This is a genomic window from Actinocorallia libanotica, assembly GCF_039525175.1.
GTDB classification, from domain to species: Bacteria; Actinomycetota; Actinomycetes; order Streptosporangiales; family Streptosporangiaceae; genus Actinocorallia; species Actinocorallia libanotica.
Map to the genome: position 1 here is coordinate 56,776 of NZ_BAAAHH010000002.1, position 18,060 is coordinate 74,835.

Annotated in this window: 15 protein-coding genes; 5 read left to right on the forward strand and 10 right to left on the reverse strand. The window is 72.2% G+C overall.

Annotated features, from left to right (window positions below; translation table 11 throughout):
* Nucleotides 1–44: 44 nt before the first annotated feature.
* Nucleotides 45–1,685 carry a penicillin-binding transpeptidase domain-containing protein gene (locus ABD140_RS03310; protein WP_344236536.1) on the forward strand — a complete coding sequence of 547 codons (1,641 nt, stop codon included), beginning with the start codon at nucleotides 45–47 and terminating at the stop codon, nucleotides 1,683–1,685.
* Here the strand turns inward: ABD140_RS03310 and ABD140_RS03315 are convergent.
* From ABD140_RS03315 to ABD140_RS03330, 4 genes are all read right to left on the reverse strand, one after another.
* The gene (locus tag ABD140_RS03315) at nucleotides 1,678–2,550 is read right to left on the reverse strand and encodes a M56 family metallopeptidase (protein WP_344236538.1); all 873 of its coding nucleotides are present in this window, start codon (nucleotides 2,548–2,550) and stop codon (nucleotides 1,678–1,680) included. The two genes, ABD140_RS03310 and ABD140_RS03315, sit on opposite strands and share 8 nt — an antisense overlap.
* Nucleotides 2,547–2,912 (reverse strand): BlaI/MecI/CopY family transcriptional regulator, encoded by a 366-nt coding sequence (locus ABD140_RS03320; protein WP_344236540.1) that lies wholly within the window; start codon nucleotides 2,910–2,912, stop codon nucleotides 2,547–2,549. Before ABD140_RS03320 ends, ABD140_RS03315 begins: the two co-directional genes overlap by 4 nt.
* Nucleotides 2,913–2,940: 28 nt before the next feature.
* Nucleotides 2,941–3,807: an LLM class F420-dependent oxidoreductase gene (locus ABD140_RS03325; protein ID WP_344236542.1), complete on the reverse strand. Its 867-nt coding sequence runs from the start codon at nucleotides 3,805–3,807 to the stop codon at nucleotides 2,941–2,943.
* Nucleotides 3,808–3,895: 88 nt separating this feature from the next.
* On the reverse strand, nucleotides 3,896–4,504 hold the full coding sequence (locus ABD140_RS03330; RefSeq protein ID WP_344236544.1) for a TetR/AcrR family transcriptional regulator: 609 nt from the start codon (nucleotides 4,502–4,504) through the stop codon (nucleotides 3,896–3,898).
* Nucleotides 4,505–4,589: 85 nt separating this feature from the next.
* Here ABD140_RS03330 and ABD140_RS03335 point away from each other — a divergent pair, with 85 nt between their 5' ends.
* A complete protein-coding gene (locus tag ABD140_RS03335) occupies nucleotides 4,590–5,843 on the forward strand; it encodes a cytochrome P450 (protein ID WP_344236546.1) in 1,254 nt (417 codons plus the stop codon).
* Nucleotides 5,844–5,867: 24 nt separating this feature from the next.
* On the opposite strand, the gene fdhD is transcribed toward ABD140_RS03335, so the two are convergent.
* The 3 genes from fdhD to lhgO all read right to left on the reverse strand — a co-directional run bounded on the left by fdhD (nucleotide 5,868) and on the right by lhgO (nucleotide 10,276).
* A complete protein-coding gene (gene fdhD, locus ABD140_RS03340) occupies nucleotides 5,868–6,698 on the reverse strand; it encodes a formate dehydrogenase accessory sulfurtransferase FdhD (protein ID WP_344236548.1) in 831 nt (276 codons plus the stop codon).
* Complete coding sequence (locus tag ABD140_RS03345) at nucleotides 6,698–8,977, reverse strand: FdhF/YdeP family oxidoreductase (protein ID WP_344236550.1); 2,280 nt, start codon at nucleotides 8,975–8,977, stop codon at nucleotides 6,698–6,700. Before ABD140_RS03345 ends, fdhD begins: the two co-directional genes overlap by 1 nt.
* A gap of 87 nt (nucleotides 8,978–9,064) precedes the next feature.
* Nucleotides 9,065–10,276 (reverse strand): L-2-hydroxyglutarate oxidase, encoded by a 1,212-nt coding sequence (lhgO, locus tag ABD140_RS03350; protein WP_344236552.1) that lies wholly within the window; start codon nucleotides 10,274–10,276, stop codon nucleotides 9,065–9,067.
* Nucleotides 10,277–10,446: 170 nt separating this feature from the next.
* On the opposite strand from lhgO, the gene ABD140_RS03355 reads away from it, so the two are divergent.
* The 3 genes from ABD140_RS03355 to ABD140_RS03365 all read left to right on the forward strand — a co-directional run bounded on the left by ABD140_RS03355 (nucleotide 10,447) and on the right by ABD140_RS03365 (nucleotide 14,615).
* The gene (locus ABD140_RS03355; protein ID WP_344236554.1) at nucleotides 10,447–11,001 is read left to right on the forward strand and encodes a TetR/AcrR family transcriptional regulator; all 555 of its coding nucleotides are present in this window, start codon (nucleotides 10,447–10,449) and stop codon (nucleotides 10,999–11,001) included.
* 48 nt (nucleotides 11,002–11,049) lie between these two features.
* On the forward strand, nucleotides 11,050–13,221 hold the full coding sequence (locus tag ABD140_RS03360) for an MMPL family transporter (RefSeq protein ID WP_344236556.1): 2,172 nt from the start codon (nucleotides 11,050–11,052) through the stop codon (nucleotides 13,219–13,221).
* 323 nt (nucleotides 13,222–13,544) lie between these two features.
* Nucleotides 13,545–14,615 (forward strand): phosphatase PAP2 family protein, encoded by a 1,071-nt coding sequence (locus tag ABD140_RS03365; protein WP_344236558.1) that lies wholly within the window; start codon nucleotides 13,545–13,547, stop codon nucleotides 14,613–14,615.
* A gap of 210 nt (nucleotides 14,616–14,825) precedes the next feature.
* On the opposite strand, the gene ABD140_RS03370 is transcribed toward ABD140_RS03365, so the two are convergent.
* The 3 genes from ABD140_RS03370 to ABD140_RS03380 form a co-directional block, all read right to left on the reverse strand.
* On the reverse strand, nucleotides 14,826–15,617 hold the full coding sequence (locus tag ABD140_RS03370; protein WP_344236560.1) for a VOC family protein: 792 nt from the start codon (nucleotides 15,615–15,617) through the stop codon (nucleotides 14,826–14,828).
* Between the two features lie 98 nt (nucleotides 15,618–15,715).
* Nucleotides 15,716–16,969 (reverse strand): sulfotransferase family protein, encoded by a 1,254-nt coding sequence (locus ABD140_RS03375; RefSeq protein ID WP_344236562.1) that lies wholly within the window; start codon nucleotides 16,967–16,969, stop codon nucleotides 15,716–15,718.
* Nucleotides 16,966–18,057, reverse strand: a complete 1,092-nt coding sequence (locus ABD140_RS03380) for a DUF1214 domain-containing protein (protein WP_344236564.1) — start codon at nucleotides 18,055–18,057, stop codon at nucleotides 16,966–16,968. The genes ABD140_RS03375 and ABD140_RS03380 overlap by 4 nt, the downstream gene beginning before the upstream one ends.
* Nucleotides 18,058–18,060 lie beyond the last annotated feature (3 nt).

Genomic DNA, 18,060 nt, shown 5'->3' on the forward strand with positions numbered 1-18,060 from the left:
ATCTTCTGCTGTCCTGGTCTCTCCTGCGGGGGAAGGAGAAGTGGATGCGCCGTACCGTGGTGGCCGCCGTGGCCGTGCCGACGGTCCTGGTCGTGGGCGCCGGGATTTTCTGGGCCGTCAACCGGGACGACGGGCCCCGGCCGGTCAGCGAGCAGTTCCTCGACGCCTGGCAGCGCCGCGACGCCGCCGCGATGGCGGCGCTCACCGAGGGCGGCCCCGCCGACCTCAAGGACCGCCTCGCCCGCACGTGGACCGACCTCGGCGTCGTCGACCAGCGCCTCCACCTGGCGGGGGTCGGTGAAGGCGAGGGCGCCAAGGCCCTCTACCGGGCCGAGCTCACCCTCGGTCAGGGCCAGCAGTGGAAGTACGAGGGCACCTTCTCGTTCGTGAAGAACGACGACGGATGGCGGGTCCGCTGGACGCCGTCGGTGCTCCACCCCGCGCTGAAGGACGGGCAGCGGCTCACCTCCGCCCGGGAGTTCCCCGAACGCGCCGCCATCACCGCCGCCAACGGCTCCGACCTGCGCGGCAGCTCCTCCGGATCGGTGCAGCAGCTGATCGGGCCGGTCGGCCCCGCCACCGACAAGGCCGCCGCCGAACTCGGCGCCCCCTACCGCAAGGACGACCCGGTCGGCCTGGACGGGCTCAACCGCCAGTACGAGAAGCGGCTGGCCGGCACCCCCGGCACGGTCGTCAAGATCGTCGACGGGAAGGACGCGCCGGTCCAGACGCTCCAGCGGTTCGACGGCGCGGCGGGCGAGCCGCTGAGGACCACGATCGTCCCGCGCGTCCAGCTGGCCGCCGGGGAGGCGCTGTCGACCGCGAAGAAGAACGCCTCGATGGTCGTCGTCCGGCCCTCGACCGGCGAGATCCTCGCCGTCGTCAACAAGCCCGGCGGCTACAACCGCGCGCTCATGGGCCAGTACCCGCCCGGCTCCACCTTCAAGGTCGTCACGGCGGCCGCCCTGGTCGCGAACGGGCTCGGCGTCACCAGCACGGTGGGCTGCCCCGCCACGACGACGATCGGCGGCCGCACCTTCAAGAACGCCGGGTACGAGAAGTTCGGCGACGTCCCGTTCCGCGACGCGTTCGCCCACTCCTGCAACACCACGTTCGCCGACCTGGCCGTCTCCCGGCTGGGCGAGAAGAAGCTGGCGGACGTCACCTCCCAGTTCGGCTTCAACGTGCCGATCATCGCGGGCCTCCCGGCGGTGCGGGCGTCGTTCCCCGCCGTCAAGGACGACACCGCGCTGGCCGCCGCCGCGTTCGGCCAGGGCGAGGTGCTCACCAGCCCGCTCAACATGGCCTCGGTCGCCGCGGCCGCCGCCGACGGCACCTGGCGCTCCCCCCGGCTCGTCCCGAAGGAGCTGGCGAGCCAGGCCCTGGACGCCGCGGGCAAGAAGCCCGAGCCCGACCACCGGCTCGACCCCGCCGTCCGCAAGGCTCTGCGCGTCCTGATGCCCGCCGTCGTCTCCGAGGGCACCGCCCACGACGTCGACTTCCCCGCCGGGACCGCGGGCAAGACCGGCACCGCCGAGTTCGGCTCCGGCGAGGAGCCGCCCACCCACGCCTGGTTCATCGGCTACAAGGGCGATGTCGCCTTCTCCGTCATCGTCGAGGACGGCGGCACCGGAGCCGAGGCCGCCGCCCCCATCGCCGCGAGGTTCCTCGACTCCCTCAGATGAAGGTGAGGTGGAAGGCGCGGTCGATCTGGAGGGCGACCAGGGCCAGGGCGCCGGTCACCAGGGTGGTGCTCAGCAGGCTCACCGGGCCGACGATGGGGTTGCGGTCGGGGGCGCGGTCCATCAGCGCCTCGACCCGCCGCACCACTCCCGAGTCGGCGAAGGCGCCCATGGGGCCGGGCTCCGGGCGGCGCGGCTGGAGGAGGGCGACCCGCGCGATGGTGCGGGCGACGAGCTCGCGGTCGCCCACGGCCTCGGCGGCGTCCTCGTCGGCCCAGCGCTCCAGGGCGAACCGCATGCGCTCGTTCAGGCTCCGCAGCGGCGGCAGGACGCCCGCGGCCAGCGCGCCCAGGGCGAGGTAGCGGTGGTGGGCGTGCCGCAGGTGCGAGCCCTCGTGCTGGAGGACGACGCCCAGCTCCGCCGGGGTGAGCGCCGCCATCAGTCCGCGGGAGACCAGGACGCCGCCCCGGCGGCCGGGCACCGCCAGGGCCATCGGGACGTCGGTCTGCAGCAGGGACACGCCCTGCGCCGCGCGCACCTCCGCCACCCAGCGCACGGCCAGCCGCACCGCCGTCACCAGGCTCGCCGCGAGCAGGACGACGGCCGCCACGCCCAGCGGGGTGGGGACGGGCACGTCGTCGCCGAACAGCGTCCACTCCGGCAGCCGGTTCGCCGCGTCGGGCCAGAGCGTGGCCCAGTAGTTGACGGCGACGAACAGGAACGTGCCCACCGTCGCGAGCGCCGTCATGGCCGCGACCGTGCACAGCACGCGGCTCGTCCACAGGGGGTGGAGAGGGAGAGGGAAACGTCCCAGTGCGATGCTCAATCCCAGCGTGATCGCCGCCGGCAGGAGCGTCAGCCAGGTCACGGGACCTCTCCACCCCTGTCCAGGATCCGGCGCAGCTCCTGCTCCTCCTCGGGGCTCAGCGCCTGCACGAACCTGCTCAGCACGCTGGTGGAGTCGCTGGCGTGCCGGAGATGGTCGTGCATGCGGCCGGCCACCAGCCGCGCCTCGTCGACCGCGACCCGGTAGAGGAACTGGCGGCCCTCCCGGACGCGGGTGACGAGGTTCTTCTCGTGCAGCCGGAAGAGGATCGTGTTGATCGTCGTGTAGGCGGGGTCGCCGGAGATCCGCGTCACCACGTCCGCGGCGCTGATCGGTCCCCCGACCGCCACCACGGCGAGCACTTCGGCTTCGAGCTGCCCCAGCGGACGCCTCGACAAGGCCATCTCCCCTCCCTCGCCGCGACCCTACCCGCTACAGAAGGGCGGCCGCGATACGCCGCCATTCCTCCCGCGGGAAGGCGTTGGAGTCCGCGGTGAGGACCTGGAGGCAGACGTGGTCGGCGCCCGCCGCACGGTGCTCGTCCACCCTGCTCCGGATCGCCTCCTCGTCGCCCCAGGCGATCAGCGCGTCGAAGAGGGACTCGCTCACCGACTCCACGTCCTGGGCGGAGAAGCCGAGGCGGAGCAGGTTGTTGGCGTAGTTGGGGAGGGAGAGGTAGCTGCGCAGCCACGGGACGCCGATCTCCCGCGCCTCGTCCCGGCTCCCGCACAGGATCACCGTCTGCTCGGGGAGGACGAGCGCCCCCTCGCCGAGCGCCTCGCGGGCCTTCCGGGTGTGGTCGGGGGTGACGAGGTAGGGGTGGACGCCCCGTGCCCGCTCGGAGGCGAGGGCGAGCATCTTGGGACCGAGGGCGGCCAGGACGCGGCTTTCGACCGGGACGGGCTGCTTCGCCGCGTCGAGGCCGTCGAGGAAGGCGGCCATCGCCGACAGCGGCCTGCGGTAGCGGCCGGCCTCCTTGTGGTCGATCAGCGGGGCGTGGCTCACCCCGATGCCCATGAGGAAGCGGTCGCCGTGCTCGGCGGTCAGCGCCGCGTGGGCGGACGCGGCGTCCTCGGGGGTGTGCATCCACAGGTTGAGGATGCCGGTCGCGACGACCGCCCGCCGGGTCGCCGCCAGCAGGTTGCCGACCGCGTCGAAGACCGGGCCCCCGACGTCCGGCACCCACAGCGCGCTGTAGCCCAGTTCCTCGAGCTCCGCGGCCGCCTCCGCGGCCTGGGCCGCGTCCCCGTAGCGCAGCTGCTGGCTCCACACGCCGATGCCGGAAAGCTCCATGGTCATCCCTCCTGGATCTCGCGAACCTTGATCGACAACCTACCCGGACGACCCCCTCCCGCCCCGAGGCCGCGCCACCGCGACGCGGGGCGGCTCAGCCGCCCGCCGGCATGGGAATCGCGGGGGCGACCCAGCGGGTGAGGTAGCGGGTGAGCTCCTCGGGCGAGCGCGGCGGGACGCCGGGGGCGGTCACCAGGGACTGGATGACGCGGAGCAGGTGCTCGGCGAGCTCGGCCAGGGTGTCGTCGTCGTAGCCCAGCGCCTCCCAGTCGACGGGGAAGCGGCGCAGCATGGCACGTCCGAACCCGATCGCGGTCGGGGAGGTGATGCCGACGGCGAGGAGGTCGGCGCGCTCCGGCGCCAGCAGGAGGGAGAGGCGGGGGTCCCGGGGCAGGTGCTCCAGGACGTAGACGATCGCCGCGACCACGGTCTCGCCCGGGTCCTCGCGGGAGGAGCAGTGCTCGGCGAGGCGTTCGATGAAGGGCTCCGCCGCCGACTCCGCGCTCGCCAGGAGCAGGTCCGTGGTGCTGGGGAAGTGGCGGTAGACCGTCTGCCGGGTCACCCCCAGCTCGGCGGCCACGTCGGACAGGCTCGTCTTGACGGGTCCGTAGCGCTCCAGGCAGCGGTTCGCCGCCTCCAGAATGCGCTGTCTCGCCTCCCCCTCGGTGCGCGGGGGGCTGCCTTTCCATCCTCTGCCGGCCATGGGCACAGTGTGGCACCTTCCCCCTTGTCATACATCATCCAAAATTTGTATGGTGCATGACGTGGCTTCGTATGAGACTCAGTCGGTGACAGACCCGGCGCTGTATGACGACCCTTGGGACTTCTACGCCTGGCTCAGGCGAGAGCAGCCCGTCAGGTACGAGAAGGACAACGACCTCTACGTGCTCTCCCGGCACGCCGACGTGGTGACGGCGTCGCGGGACACCGAGCACTTCAGCGCCGCCGAGGGGGTGCGGCCGGTCAACATGGTCCCCCTGTCGATCGTGGCGATGGACGACCCCGAGCACTCGCGCCAGCGCCGCCTGCTCTCCCGCGGGTTCACGCCCCGTCAGGTCAAGCAGCTCACCGAGCACGTGCGCGAGCTGACCAACGACATCATCGACAAGGTCGAGACGTCCGGGGAGATCGACTTCGTCGCCGACCTCGCCCGGCACGTGCCGCTCATCGTCATCGCCGAGCTGCTCGGGCTCGACCGCGACCTGTGCGACCAGCTCTACGAGTGGTCCGACGCGATGATGGCCGGTGAAGGCCAGACCGACTTCGAGAGCCCCGCGCTCCTCAACGCCACCAACGCCTTCGTGGAGTACACGACGGTCGTCAGCGAGGCCGTCCAGCAGCGCAGGCAGCAGACGGAGCCGGGCACGGACCTGCTGTCGCTGCTGACCGCGGCGTTCGACGAGGGCAAGCTCGACCACAGCGAGGAGCTGAGGGCGCAGCTCAACGAGACGACCGGCATGGAGGAGCTGTCCGACCAGGAGCTCCTGATGTTCTGCGTGCTCCTCATGGTCGCCGGGAACGAGACGACCCGGAACGCGATCGCGGGCGGCCTGCGCGCCTTCACCCTCTTCCCCGAGCAGCGGGAGCTCCTGCGCGACAACCCGGAGCTCATCGACAGCGCCGTGGACGAGATCGTCCGCTGGACCAGCCCCGTCCTCAACTTCCTCCGGACGGTCACCAAGCCCATCACGCTCAGCGGGGTGGAGCTCAAGCCCGGCGACCGCGTCCTGCTGATGTACCAGTCGGCCAACCGCGACGAAGACGCCTTCGACGCGCCGGACGAGTTCCGCATCGACCGCACGCCCAACCCGCACGTCGGGTTCGGCATCGGCACCCACTACTGCATGGGCGCCAACCTCGCCCGCATGGAGATCAAGGTCGTCTTCGAGGAGCTCTTCCGCCGCCTCCCCGACATCAAGGTCGCCAACCCCGAGGACCTTCCCAAGCGCAACCCCTCGGCGTTCGTCGCCGCGATCCAGAGCATGCCCGCCCGCTTCACCCCCGTCCAGGGCGGCAGCGGCGGCTGTCCCGTCGCCCACTGAAGCCGGGCGGCGCAGGTTCGGCCGTCACCGAGTGGAGACGGTGACGGCCGGGCCGGTGTAGACGTTCATGGAGCTTCCCCGCAGGAAGCCGACCAGGGTGAGCCCCTGGTCGGCGGCCAGGTCGACGGCCAGGGAGGAAGGGGCCGAGACCGCGGCGAGCAGGGGGATGCCGGCCATGACCGCCTTCTGGACGAGTTCGAAGGAGGCGCGGCCGCTGACCATGAGGATGGTCTCCCGCAGCGGGAGGCGGCCGGAGCGCAGGGCGTGGCCGACCGCCTTGTCCACCGCGTTGTGGCGGCCCACGTCCTCACGGACGCAGAACAGCTCCCCCTCGGGGGTGAAGAGGCCGGCGGCGTGCAGGCCGCCGGTCCGGTCGAAGACACGTTGCGCGTCACGGAGCCGGTCGGGCAGCAGGGCCAGGGTTTCGGGGGCGACGCGCAGGGTGTCTTCGGCGAGGTCCCAGGGCGCGGTGGTGGCGATGGCCTCCAGGCTGGCCTTGCCGCACAGGCCGCACGAGGACGTCGTGTAGAAGTTGCGCTCCAGGGACGCCTCGGGCGGCGGGACGCCGTCGGCCAGGACGACGTCCACGATGTTGTAGGTGTTGGAGCCGTCCTCGGCGGCGCCCGCGCAGTAGCGGATGCCCGCGATGTCCGCGGCCGAGCGGACGACGCCCTCCCCCACCAGGAAGCCGGCGGCGAGGTCGAAGTCGTCGCCGGGGGTGCGCATGGTCACCGTCAGGGACCTGCCGCCGACCCGCAGCTCCATGGGCTCCTCCACCGTCAGGGTGTCGGAGCGGCGGGAGGCCCGCCCGTCGCGGACGCGCAGGACCGGGCGGCGGTCGGTCACCCTGCCCATCAGGGCGCCGCTTCCAGCCGGACCACGACGCCCTTGGACGTCGGGGTGTTGCTGACGTCGGCGACGCTGTCCAGGGGCACCAGGACGTTGGTCTCGGGGTAGTAGGAGGCGGCCGAGCCCCGTGCCGTCGGGTAGGAGACCACGGTGAAGCCCGGAGCCCGGCGTTCCCTGCCGTCCTCCCAGACGCCGACCAGGTCGACTTCGGAGCCGTCGGCGATGCCGAGGTCCTCGAGGTCCTCGGGGTTGACCATGACCACGCGGCGCGAGCCCTTGATGCCCCGGTAGCGGTCGTTCGCCGTGTAGGGGATGGTGTTCCACTGGTCGTGCGAGCGCAGGGTCTGCAGGATCAGGTGGCCTTCGGGTGCTTTCAGCATGGTGAAGGCGTTGCGGGTGAAGACGGCCTTGCCCTGCGGGGTGTTGAAGACGTGTTCGTTGACGGGGTTGGGCAGCCGGAAGCCGCCGGGCTCCCGGACCCTGGCGTTGAAGTCCTCGAAGCCCGGGATGACGCGGGAGATCCGGTCGCGGACGGTGTCGTAGTCGGCCTCGAACTCCGCCCAGGGCAGGTCGGGCCCGTCCCGCAGGGTCAGGCGGGCCAGCCGGCTGATGATCGCCACCTCGCTCAGCAGGTGCTCCGAGGCCGGAGGCAGCTTCCCGCGGGAGGAGTGCACCTGGCTCATGGAGTCCTCGACCGTCACGAACTGCTCGACGCCGTTCTGCGCGTCCCGGTCGCTGCGGCCCAGCGTGGGCAGGATCAGGGCCGTCTCACCGCAGACGGTGTGGGAGCGGTTCAGCTTGGTGGAGATCTGCACCGTCAGGCGGCAGGAGCGCAGGGCCGCCTCGGTGACCTCGCTGTCGGGCGTGGCGCGCACGAAGTTGCCGCCCACGCCCAGGAAGACCTTCGCCTTCCCGTCGCGCATCGCGCGGATCGCGTTCACGGTGTCCAGGCCGTGCGCGGCGGGCGGAGTGAACCCGAACTCCCTGCCCAGCGCGCTCAGGAACCACGCGGGCGGCCGCTCCCAGATGCCCATCGTCCGGTCGCCCTGGACGTTGCTGTGGCCGCGCACCGGGCAGACGCCCGCACCGGGACGGCCGAGGTTGCCGCGCAGCAGCAGGAAGTTCACGATCTCCCGGATCGTCGGGACGCCGTGCTTGTGCTGGGTCAGGCCCATCGCCCAGCACACGATGACCTTCTCGCTCGCCAGGACGCGCTCGTGCACGTCCTCGATCTGCTCGCGGGTCAGCCCGGTGGCCTCCAGCACGTCCGGCCACGTCGTGAGGCGGGCGTGCTCGGCGAACTCCGCGAAGCCGGTGGTGTGGGCGGCGATGAACGCCCCGTCCAGGACGGTGCCGGGGGCGGCGTCCTCGGCCTGGAGCAGCAGCAGGTTGAGCGCCTGGAACAGGGCCAGGTCGCCGCCGACCCCGATCTGCAGGAACACGTCCGCGATCTGCGTGCCGCGGCCCAGCACGCCCCGCGCCTTCTGCGGATGCTTGAAGCGCTTCAGGCCCGCCTCGGGCAGCGGGTTGACCGCGACGACGCTCCCGCCGCGGCGCTTGGTCTCCTCCAGCGCCGAGAGCATCCGCGGGTGGTTGGTGCCGGGGTTCTGGCCCACCACGAACACCAGGTCCGCGGCGTGCAGGTCGTCCAGGCTCACACTGCCCTTGCCGATGCCCAGCGTCTGGATCAGCGCGCTGCCGCTGGACTCGTGGCACATGTTGGAGCAGTCCGGCAGGTTGTTGGTGCCGAAGGCCCGCGCGAACAGCTGCAGCAGGAACGCCGCCTCGTTGCCCAGGCGCCCCGAGGTGTAGAACAGCGCCTCGTCCGGGCTCTCCAGCGCCTTCAGCTCCCGCGCGACCAGGCCGAGCGCCTCGTCCCAGCCGACCGGCTCGTAGTGGTCGGAGCCGGGCCGCCTGACCATCGGCTCGGTGAGGCGCCCCTGCTGGTTCAGCCACTGGTCGGACTTCCCGTCCAGCTCGGAGACCGGGTGCCGCCGGAAGAAGTCGGGGGTGACCCGCCGCGTCGTGGCCTCGTCCGCGACGTGCTTGGCACCGTTCTCGCAGTACTCGTTCAGGTGCCGCCTGCCCGGCTCCGGCCACGCGCAGCCCGGGCAGTCCAGGCCCTCGGCCTGGTTGACGTTCAGCAGCGTCAGCGCCGCCCGCCGCACGGACGTCTGGCCCAGCGCGTACTCCAGGGCGTGCGCGACGCCGGGCACACCGGCCGCCCACTCCTTGGGAGCGCCGACGGAAAGGCGCCCCTCGTCCCCGTCTTCGACCATGCCCATGCCCACTCCGCTCGCTCGCGCGGTTCCATTCTCGCCCGGCGGACCGCCGGGCGTCTCCCCTCCCTTCCGGCCCGTACCCGGCTCCGGTCAGCCGAGGCCGTCCCGCTTGCCCTCGATCGTGTCCAGAACGTACTCGGCGATCGCCATGGAGGACGTCGCCGCGGGTGAAGGGGCATTTCTCACGGCCGTCACGCGGCCGAGCCGGTGGATGCGGAAGTCCTCCACGAGGGCGCCGTCGCGGTCGAGGGCCTGGGCGCGCACACCCGAGCCGCCGGGGTGGACGTCCTCCGGACCGATTTCCGCGACGTAATCCTGCGCGGCTTTCATGAAGGCCTTCGTGGAAAGGGAACCGCGGATCTCCTTGACGCCGGTGCGCCAGTGCCGCGCGGCCATCCGCCAGGTGCCGGGCCAGCGCGCCATGTCGAGCAGGTCGCGCGCGGAGGCGTCGGAGAAGCGGTAGCCCTCGCGGGCGAAGGCGAGCACCGCGTTGGGGCCCACGTCCACGGTGCCGTTCACCCGGCGGGTGAAGTGCACGCCGAGGAACGGGTAGCGGGGGTCGGGGACCGGGTAGATGAGGCCGCGGATCAGGTCGGCCTTCTCCGGGCGGATGAACATGTACTCGCCGCGGAACGGGACGATCCGGGGCGCCGGGTCGTCACCGGCCAGGCCCGCGACCAGGTCCGACTGGACGCCCGCGCAGATGATCAGTTCGTCCGCGCGCAGGGCCTCCGCGCCGGAGGCGACCTCGATGCCGCCCCGCGCCTCGGTGATCCGGGTGACCGGGAACGACGTCCGGATCTCGCCTCCCGCCGCGGTGATGTCGGCGGCGAACGACTCGGCGATCCGCACGTAGTCGGTGATAGCGGTGTGCGGCGAGTACAGGGCGGCCAGTCCGGTGCAGTGCGGCTCGATCTCGCGGATCTCCGCGGGGCCGACGCGCCGCAGGCCGGGAACGTGGTTGTCCCCCGCCCGCGCGGCCAGCGCGTCCATCCGGACGACGTCCTCCCCGGTGACGGCGACGACGAGCTTGCCGCACTCGTCGAACGGCAGCCTCCGCTCGGCGCAGTACTCGCGGATCATCGCCGCGCCCCGCGTGCACAACCGCGCTTTGAGACTGCCGGGCGTGTAGTAGATGCCCGCGTGCACGACCCCGGAGTTGTGGCCCGTCTGGTGGGCCGCGACCCTGTCCTCCTTCTCCAGGACGACGACACGGGTGCCGGGCCGCCGCAGGGTGATCTCCCTGCCGACGGCGAGCCCGATGATCCCTGCGCCGACGATGCCGACCGTCGTCTCGGCCATGGTGGACGTGCTCCTTCGGTACGAAAGGGGGAGACGTCCACGATAGGGAGCCGGAGGCCGGGCGGACGCGGACGGGGCGGGGCGGAGCGGCCGGGCGGCGGTGACCGACGCCACAGGGATTCCCTGTCCGAACGGTCAGGACTAGCCGATCGGACAGTTATCGTGATCGCATGGCACGTTCCTCCTCCGGTCTGCGTGAGCGGCTCCTCGCCTCGGCGCTGCGGCTGTTCGTCCAGCACGGCTACCGCGGAACGTCGCTGGCGGACATCGCCGCCGACGTCGGCTGCTCGAAGGCGTCGCTGCTGTACCACTTCAGCAACAAGAAGATGCTCCTGGCCGAGCTGCTGCTCCCCGCCTCCTGGGAGGCGTCCAAGCTGATCGCCCGGCTGGAGCACCTCGACGGCCGGGCCGCCGCCGTCGCCGCGACCGGCGGTTTCGCCGACCTCAGCCTGCGGTTCCGGCGGGAGATCAAGCTGCTGTTCGACAACCTGGGCGACCTCGCCTCGCTGCCGGAGCTGGGAGTCGAGGGCGTCGAGGACATCGGGGAGCAGCTGATCGACGCGATGGCGGGCCGTTCGGCCGAACCGGACGCCCGGGTGGCCGCGCTCATGGCGCTGAGCGGCATCTTCCTGACCAGCGCGGCCGAACTGCCGTACGACGACGAGACCCTGCGCGAGGCGATGACCGCCGCAGCGCTGCGGACCCTGGGCCGCACCGGCGCCTGACCCCACGCCGGACCCCTCGAACCCTCCACCGAAAGGCACGACCTCCTCATGGCCACCCTGCTGTACCGGCTGGGCCGATGGTGCTTCGGGCGCCGCGGCCTCGTCGTGGCGATCTGGCTGCTGCTCCTCGGGTTGATGGGCGGAGCGGCGGCCGCGTTCAGCGGCGCGACCACCGCCGAGTTCCGCATGCCCGGCACCGAGTCCCAGCGGGCGATGGACGCGCTGGGAACCCAGTTCCCCCAGGCCACGGGCACCACCGGCACGATCGTCATCGCCGCGCCCGAAGGCCGGAAGCTGACCCCGGGCGAGGTGTCGCCCATCGTCCGCCAGGCCTCCGAGATCCCCGGCGTGACCGCCGCCGTCGACCCCTTCCAGGCCCGCTCCGTCTCCCCCGACGGCCGGTACGCCCTGGTCCAGGTGCAGTTCGCCGACGAGATCGCCGAGATCACCGACGAGCAGCGCGCCGCCTACAAGAAGATCGCCCGCGACGACCGGGGACTGCGCGTGGAGACCGGCGGTGAGATCGTCCGGGAGACCCACATGGGCGGCGTCGCCGAGGCGATCGGCGTGCTGGTCGCCGCCGTCGTCCTGGTCCTCACCTTCGGCTCGCTGGTGGCCGCCGGGATGACGCTGCTCAACGCCCTCGTCGGCGTCGGCGTCGGCATGGCCGGACTGTACGCGCTGACCGGCGTGGTGGAGCTCAACAGCGCCAGCCCGGTGCTGGCGCTGATGCTGGGACTGGCCGTCGGCATCGACTACTCGCTGTTCATCACCTCCCGCCACCGGCAGAACCTGCTCGAAGGCCTGGAGCCGCGGGAGGCCGCTGGGCGCGCGATCGGCACCGCCGGCTCGGCCGTGGTGTTCGCCGGTGCCACCGTCGTCATCGCGCTGGCCGGACTGTCGGTCGTGGGCATCCCGTTCCTGACCGCCATGGGCCTGGCCGCGGCCGCCACCGTCACGGTGGCCGTGCTGGTGGCGCTGACCCTGCTCCCGGCGGTGCTCGCCTTCGCCGGCGACAAGATCCTTCCGCGCGGGCAGCGCAACGCCGGCCCCGCCGCGGCCACGCCCGGCAAGGAGCCTTTCGGCCACCGGTGGGGGCGTCTCATCGTCCGGGTGCGCGTGCCGGTCCTGCTCGCCGGAGTGCTGGCGCTCGGCGCCCTGGCCCTGCCGGTGACCGACATGCACCTCGCCCTGCCCGACGCGGGCACCGCCTCGAAGGACACCCCCGAACGCCAGGCCTACGACCTGACCAGCGAAGGGTTCGGCGAGGGCTTCAACGGCCGGCTGATCGCCGTGGTCTCCGGCGGCGACGCCGCCGCCACCCGCACCGCGGCCGAGCGGACCACGGCCCTCATCGGCGGCGTCAAGGGCGTGCAGGCCGTCGCGCCCGCCCAGTTCAACGAGGCGGGGACCACCGCCCTGGTCGCCGTCATCCCGGCCACCGGGCCCACCGACACGGCGACCGAGGACACCGTCCACGCCATCCGCGACAAGGTCGCCGACGTGCGGGGCGCCGAGATCGCGCTGACCGGCGCCACCGCGATCGGCATCGACATCTCCGCCAAGCTCGCCGACGCCCTGCCGGTCTACCTGCTGCTGGTGGTCGGCCTGTCGGTCCTGCTGCTGATGCTGGTCTTCCGCTCGGTGCTGGTGCCCCTCAAGGCCGCGGCCGGGTTCCTGCTGACCGTCGGCTCGACCTTCGGCCTCACCGTCCTGGTCTTCCAGCAGGGCCACCTCGCCGGACTGGTCGGCGTGGACACGCCCGGCCCCCTGGTCAGCTTCCTGCCCATCATCCTCATCGGCATCCTGTTCGGGCTGGCCATGGACTACGAGGTCTTCCTCGTCTCCCGGATGCGCGAGGACTTCGTCCACGGCGACACCGCCCGCCAGGCCACGGTCAACGGCCTGGGGCACAACGCCCGCGTCGTCACCGCCGCCGCCCTCATCATGATCGCGGTGTTCGCCGGGTTCATGCTCACCCCCGACCCCATCATCAAGTCCATCGGCTTCGCCCTGGCCGTCGGCGTCTTCATCGACGCCTTCATCGTCCGCATGACCCTGGTCCCCGCGGTGATGGCCCTCCTCGGCAAGGCCGCCTGGTGGCTCCCCCGCCCCCTGGACCGCGCCCTCCCCGACCTCGACATCGAGGGCGAGAGGCTCCGCCACGCCCTCGACGCCCCCAGGCCCCGCGAACCCGAACCCGCCGGAGCCGCCCGCTGACCCTCCCCCGCACCGGGCCCGCCCGCGACCGGTCCTCTCCGGCCGGGCGGGCGCGGCACCGTCCCTCCTCCGGGGCCGCCGACCCGCTCGGCGGCCCCGCCCGGCTCCCCGTCCTCGGCCGTCCGCCCTCGTTACAAAACCTGACAAACTTCTATTAACACCCCAGCTTTCCCGGTCTTGTCGGCTCCGGCCGGTGGAGACGGCCGGGACGGACCCCGGCGTGCCCCGGACGTCCGACGCCCCGCTCCAGCCCCTCCCGAGGCACTTCCCGCTGCGAGCGCCGACGCCGGCGGCGGGCGGTCGGCATCAGAAAGGAGCGTGCCGTGCGATCGGCGCCCCCCGCCTCCCGACCGAAGGTCGTCGCCGAACTCGTCCTCATCACGGTCCTGTACGGCATGTACCGGCTGGGGCGGCTGCTGGCCAACGGCAACCTCAGCGACGCCTTCGCCAACGCCACCCGGGTCTGGGGCTGGGAGCGCGCGGTGCGCCTCCCCCACGAGGCGTCCGTCCAGGCGCTGATCCTGCACGGCGAGGTCCTGCAGAAGGCGGCCAACGTCTTCTACACCACCGTCCACTTCCCCGCGACGATCGCCTTCCTCATCTGGATGTTCGGCCGCCACCCCGCGCACTACGTCTGGGTCCGCCGCACCCTGACCGTGCTCACCGGCGCGGCCCTCCTGCTGCACCTGGCCTTCCCCCTCGCCCCGCCCCGCATGGTCCCGGACTTCGGCCTCATCGACACCGGCCGCCTCGTCGGCCCCTCCCCCTACGACGAGATCGACACCGAGGGCCTGGCCAACCAGTTCGCCGCCATGCCCTCCCTCCACTTCGGCTGGGCCCTCGTCGTCGCCATCGGCCTCATCACCGTCACCCGCTCCTCCCGGCGCTGGCTCTGGCTGGCCCACCCCGCCCTCACCCTCTTCGTCATCGTCGCCACCGCCAACCACTACTGGATCGACGCCATCGTCGCCACCGCCCTCCTCACCCTCGCCCTCCTCCTCGTCCGCCGCCCGGCCTCCCCCGCCCGCCCGGCCTCCACGACACCGCCGACCGACGCCTCCACCCCGCCCTCCGACCCGTCCTCCGACCGTCCCGAGCCCGCATCCGGCCTCGACCCCGGCCGCCTGCCCGCTCCGCCCGTCCCGCCTGTTCCGGCTAATCCGCTTGCTCCGTCTACCCCGTCTGCTCCGCCTGCTCCATCTGTTCCGGCTACTCCGCCTACTCCATCTGCTCCGCCTGCTCCATCTGTTCCGGCTACTCCGCCTACTCCGACTGTTTCGTCTACCCCGTCTGTTCCGGCTACTCCGGCTGCTCCATCTGTTCCGCCTCAGGCGGTCCCCAAGGCCCCGCTGTCCCCGTTCCTCCGGTGCGAAGGCTCCCCCGACCCCGCCTGACCCGACCGTCCGCCCCGGGTTCCGGACCGGGGCACCGACCGGAACCCGGGGCGGACCTCCTCTGGACGCGGCCGGGCGGGGCGCCCCTCGTCCGAGCACCGGCCCGGACAGAGCGGATCCTCGTCAGAGCGGATCCTCGTCAGAGCGCCGTTCGGAGCGGGCGGGCCGAACAGGAACGCCAAGGCGATCGCCAGCGCCATCGTCGCCGGGTCAGGTCGGGTTCATGGGTTCGGGCTTGAGGAGGGCGAACATCGCGCCCTGGGGGTCCTGGACGACGGCCATGCGGCCGGCGATCATGTCGAAGGGCGGCTGGAGCACGTGGCCGCCGGCGCGGGTGAGCCTCTCGACCTTGGCGTCGGGGTCGTCGACGGCGAAGTAGACGAGCCAGTGGGGCGGCATGCCGGGGAGCGCGTCGTCCGGGGTGCCCATGCCGCCGACCGTCTCGCCGCCGGCGTTGAGGGAGTGGTAGCCCTCGGCGCCCGGCATGGGGGCCGTCTCGATGGAGAGCACGGCGCGGTAGAAGTCGCTCGCGGCGGCGACGTCGGAGGTGTTGAGCTCGACCCAGACGACGGAGTCCGCCTCGCCGGAGATGCGGAAGCCGGTGAAGTCGCGGGCCTGCCAGAGGCCGAACGCGGCGCCCTGCGGGTCGGCCGCCACCGCCATGCGGCCGAGGCCCCTGACGTCCATGGCGGGCAGCAGGACGGTGCCGCCCGCGGTGGTGACCGCCTTCTCGGTGCCGTCGACGTCGCCGGTCGCCAGGTAGACCGTCCAGACGTTCGGCGGCGCGGGCTTGCCGGACTCGGGCGGCAGCGTCGCCATGATCCCCGCGACGGGCCTCCCGTCCAGCGTGCAGATCGCGTAGCCCCCCGTCTCGGCCGGGCCGATCTCGCCCTCCCAGCCGAACAGCTCGCGGTAGAAGTCGAGGGCGGCCCGCTGGTCGGGCACCATCAGCTCGATCCAGCAGGGCGTACCCGGAGCGGGAGAACCGGCGGCTTCGGACATCTGGCACCTCCAGTGGAGTCGCCGCCGCGCCTCATGCCCGACGGCATCACCTGATGTGACCATGCTGCCACGCGCCGCCGACATTTCCGCGAGCCCCCTCACCGCGCCCCTCCCCACCTCCCGCGCTCCCAGTCGGCGAAGCGCCGGCGTAGTTCGTTCTCGTCCAGGCCGAAGTGGGCGGGGGTGTAGTGGTGGACGCCTTTGGCGTGGCGGGGGCGGGCCGCGTGGTGGCGTTCGACCATGCCGTCCAGGTCGTCGGGGGCCGGGACGCCGGCCGCCTCGTAGATTCGTTTCAGCACCGTCGCGGGGGTGGAGACGAGGTCCCGGTAGGACACGTCCAAAGTCGTGACGGTCGACGCGGCGGGGGAAGCGCGGAAGGCGAGGGCGCGGCGCAGCCAGAGCTCGGTCTGGTCGGTCTGGAAGCGAGCCACGTCGCGGGGGTCGACTTCGTCGCTGTAGGTGGAGCGGAAGACGGAGAACAGGCTGGTGCCGGAGGCGAGGGTCTCGACGATGTCGCGGTGCAGGTGGACGATGCACGCGCCGGGGAAGGCGGCGGCCAGGCTCGGGAGTTCGGGGAGGTGGGCGGGGGCTTTGAGGACCCAGCGGCGGCCGTCTCCCGTGTCGAGAGTCTGCAGGATCTCGCGGTGGCGAACGTAGGAGGCGGTGAGGTCCTGGCCGTCCAGCCAGGTGCTGTAGGAGTCCAGGCGCATGGTGGAGCTGAAGCCCCAGTTGCGGAAGTCGCCTCCCATGGCCACCACGCACTCTTCGGGAAGGCGAGGGCCGAAGTCGTGGACGGTGGCCAGGGCCGGATTGAGGAACTGGAGGTGGTCCTGGGCTCCGGCGAGCGCGTCGAGGAGCTCGGCGCGTCTGCTCTCCGACGCGCCGTCGAAGCGCCAGGGAGTGCCCAATTCCGCGGAGAAGGGGGCGCGGAATCCGGGGTCCGTGGCGAGCAGGCGGAACAGGAAGGTCGTGCCGGTACGCCAGCCGCCGACGATGACGATCGGCGGTAGGAGCGGGCGTTCGCCGATCTCCGGGTGGGCTGCGAGGTGGCGGTTCATCAGGAATCTGGCGCGTAGCCGTGCCGCCGCCGTTCCGAACGCCGTCTTCACGCCGATGGCATTCAGACGTCCGTCCTTCTCCGCCGACTCCAAGTACTGTTCGAGCCCTTCACGCCATACCGAAGGGTCGTCCACGAAGGTGTCCTCGACGCCTCTGGAGGCCCGGGAGATGACCGCCTCCACGGCGTCTTTCCCCAGCCGGTACCGCTCGGGACGGGCGAGGCGATCGACTTCCGCCGCCTCGTATACGGCCGCGACCTCCGCCGTCCGCGGCACCGGTTTCCACAACGTCATGACTCGCTCCGCAGGTCTTCGAGACGGCAGCGACGAACGGACGGCAAGTCGGGTGCCCGTTCAGGACGCAGCCAGCGCAGAACCACGATGCCGAACGGTCGCCCTTCGGTGTCCAGCCAGTCGCCTGCGGCCGTGCCGGGGTCCTCGGCGGCGAGGACGAAGCGGTACCGCCCGTCCTTCACGTTCGCGGTGGCCCCGGTACGCGAGACGGAGCGGTGCCGGTGGTCGAGTGAGTTGAGGAAGCGGCTGTAGAGCAGGACATTCCAGTACCGGCAGGGCACCACGTCGCCTTCGATCACCAGTGCCTCGCCCGGCCCGAGTTCCCAGCCTCCGCGCAGGTAGTGGATGCCGGGTTCGGTGTAGACGGCGCCGCCCGCCATCTCCGACCAGTGGCGGATCTCGTTGGGTTGCGCGAGGTCGGCGTCCGCCGCCGCCTTGAAGGCCGCGGGAAGGAAGGACATGGTCCCGGCGAGGCGGTTGAGGTGGTGGGTGAAGCGTGCCGGATCGATGGGAGGCGGCGCGGTTTCGACGGAGCCGACCCGTTCCAGGGTGCACCAGCCCGTCTCGTCGTCGGCGTCATCGTGGAAGTAGCGCACCCACAGCGCCGTCGCCTTCTCGGGGAGCGGCAGCCAGTCACCCGTCTCGGGCCGGTCTCCGCCGAGCGTGACGGTGAAGTCCCCCGCCGCGTCGAACCGCAGGTCGTCGCTGTCGAGCCGGGCGACGGCCTCGGCCCCCGCCCGTCCCGTCCCCGCGTACACCGTGATCGACGTGTAGGCGGCGGCTCCCGGATTGCCCGTGACGCGGTAGCAGCGGCCTGGACGGATGTCGGCCACCCAGTACCGGAAGTCCGGGTTGTCCATGAAGAACTTCTGCCGCCATCCGTTGAACGGCACCAGCTCCGGCAGTTCCCGGTCGACCTCGAACCGGGCGAGCTGGTTGTGCAGCCCGCGGAGCAGCGCCCGGAAGGCGTCGGCGCGTTCGGACTCGTCCAGGTGCTCCGTGTCGGCGGCCAGACGCCGTCCGGCCTTCCGCAGGGCGTCGGCGAACGTCTCCCACGCCTCGGCCTCGGGCCGGTCGGCGTCCGGCACCGG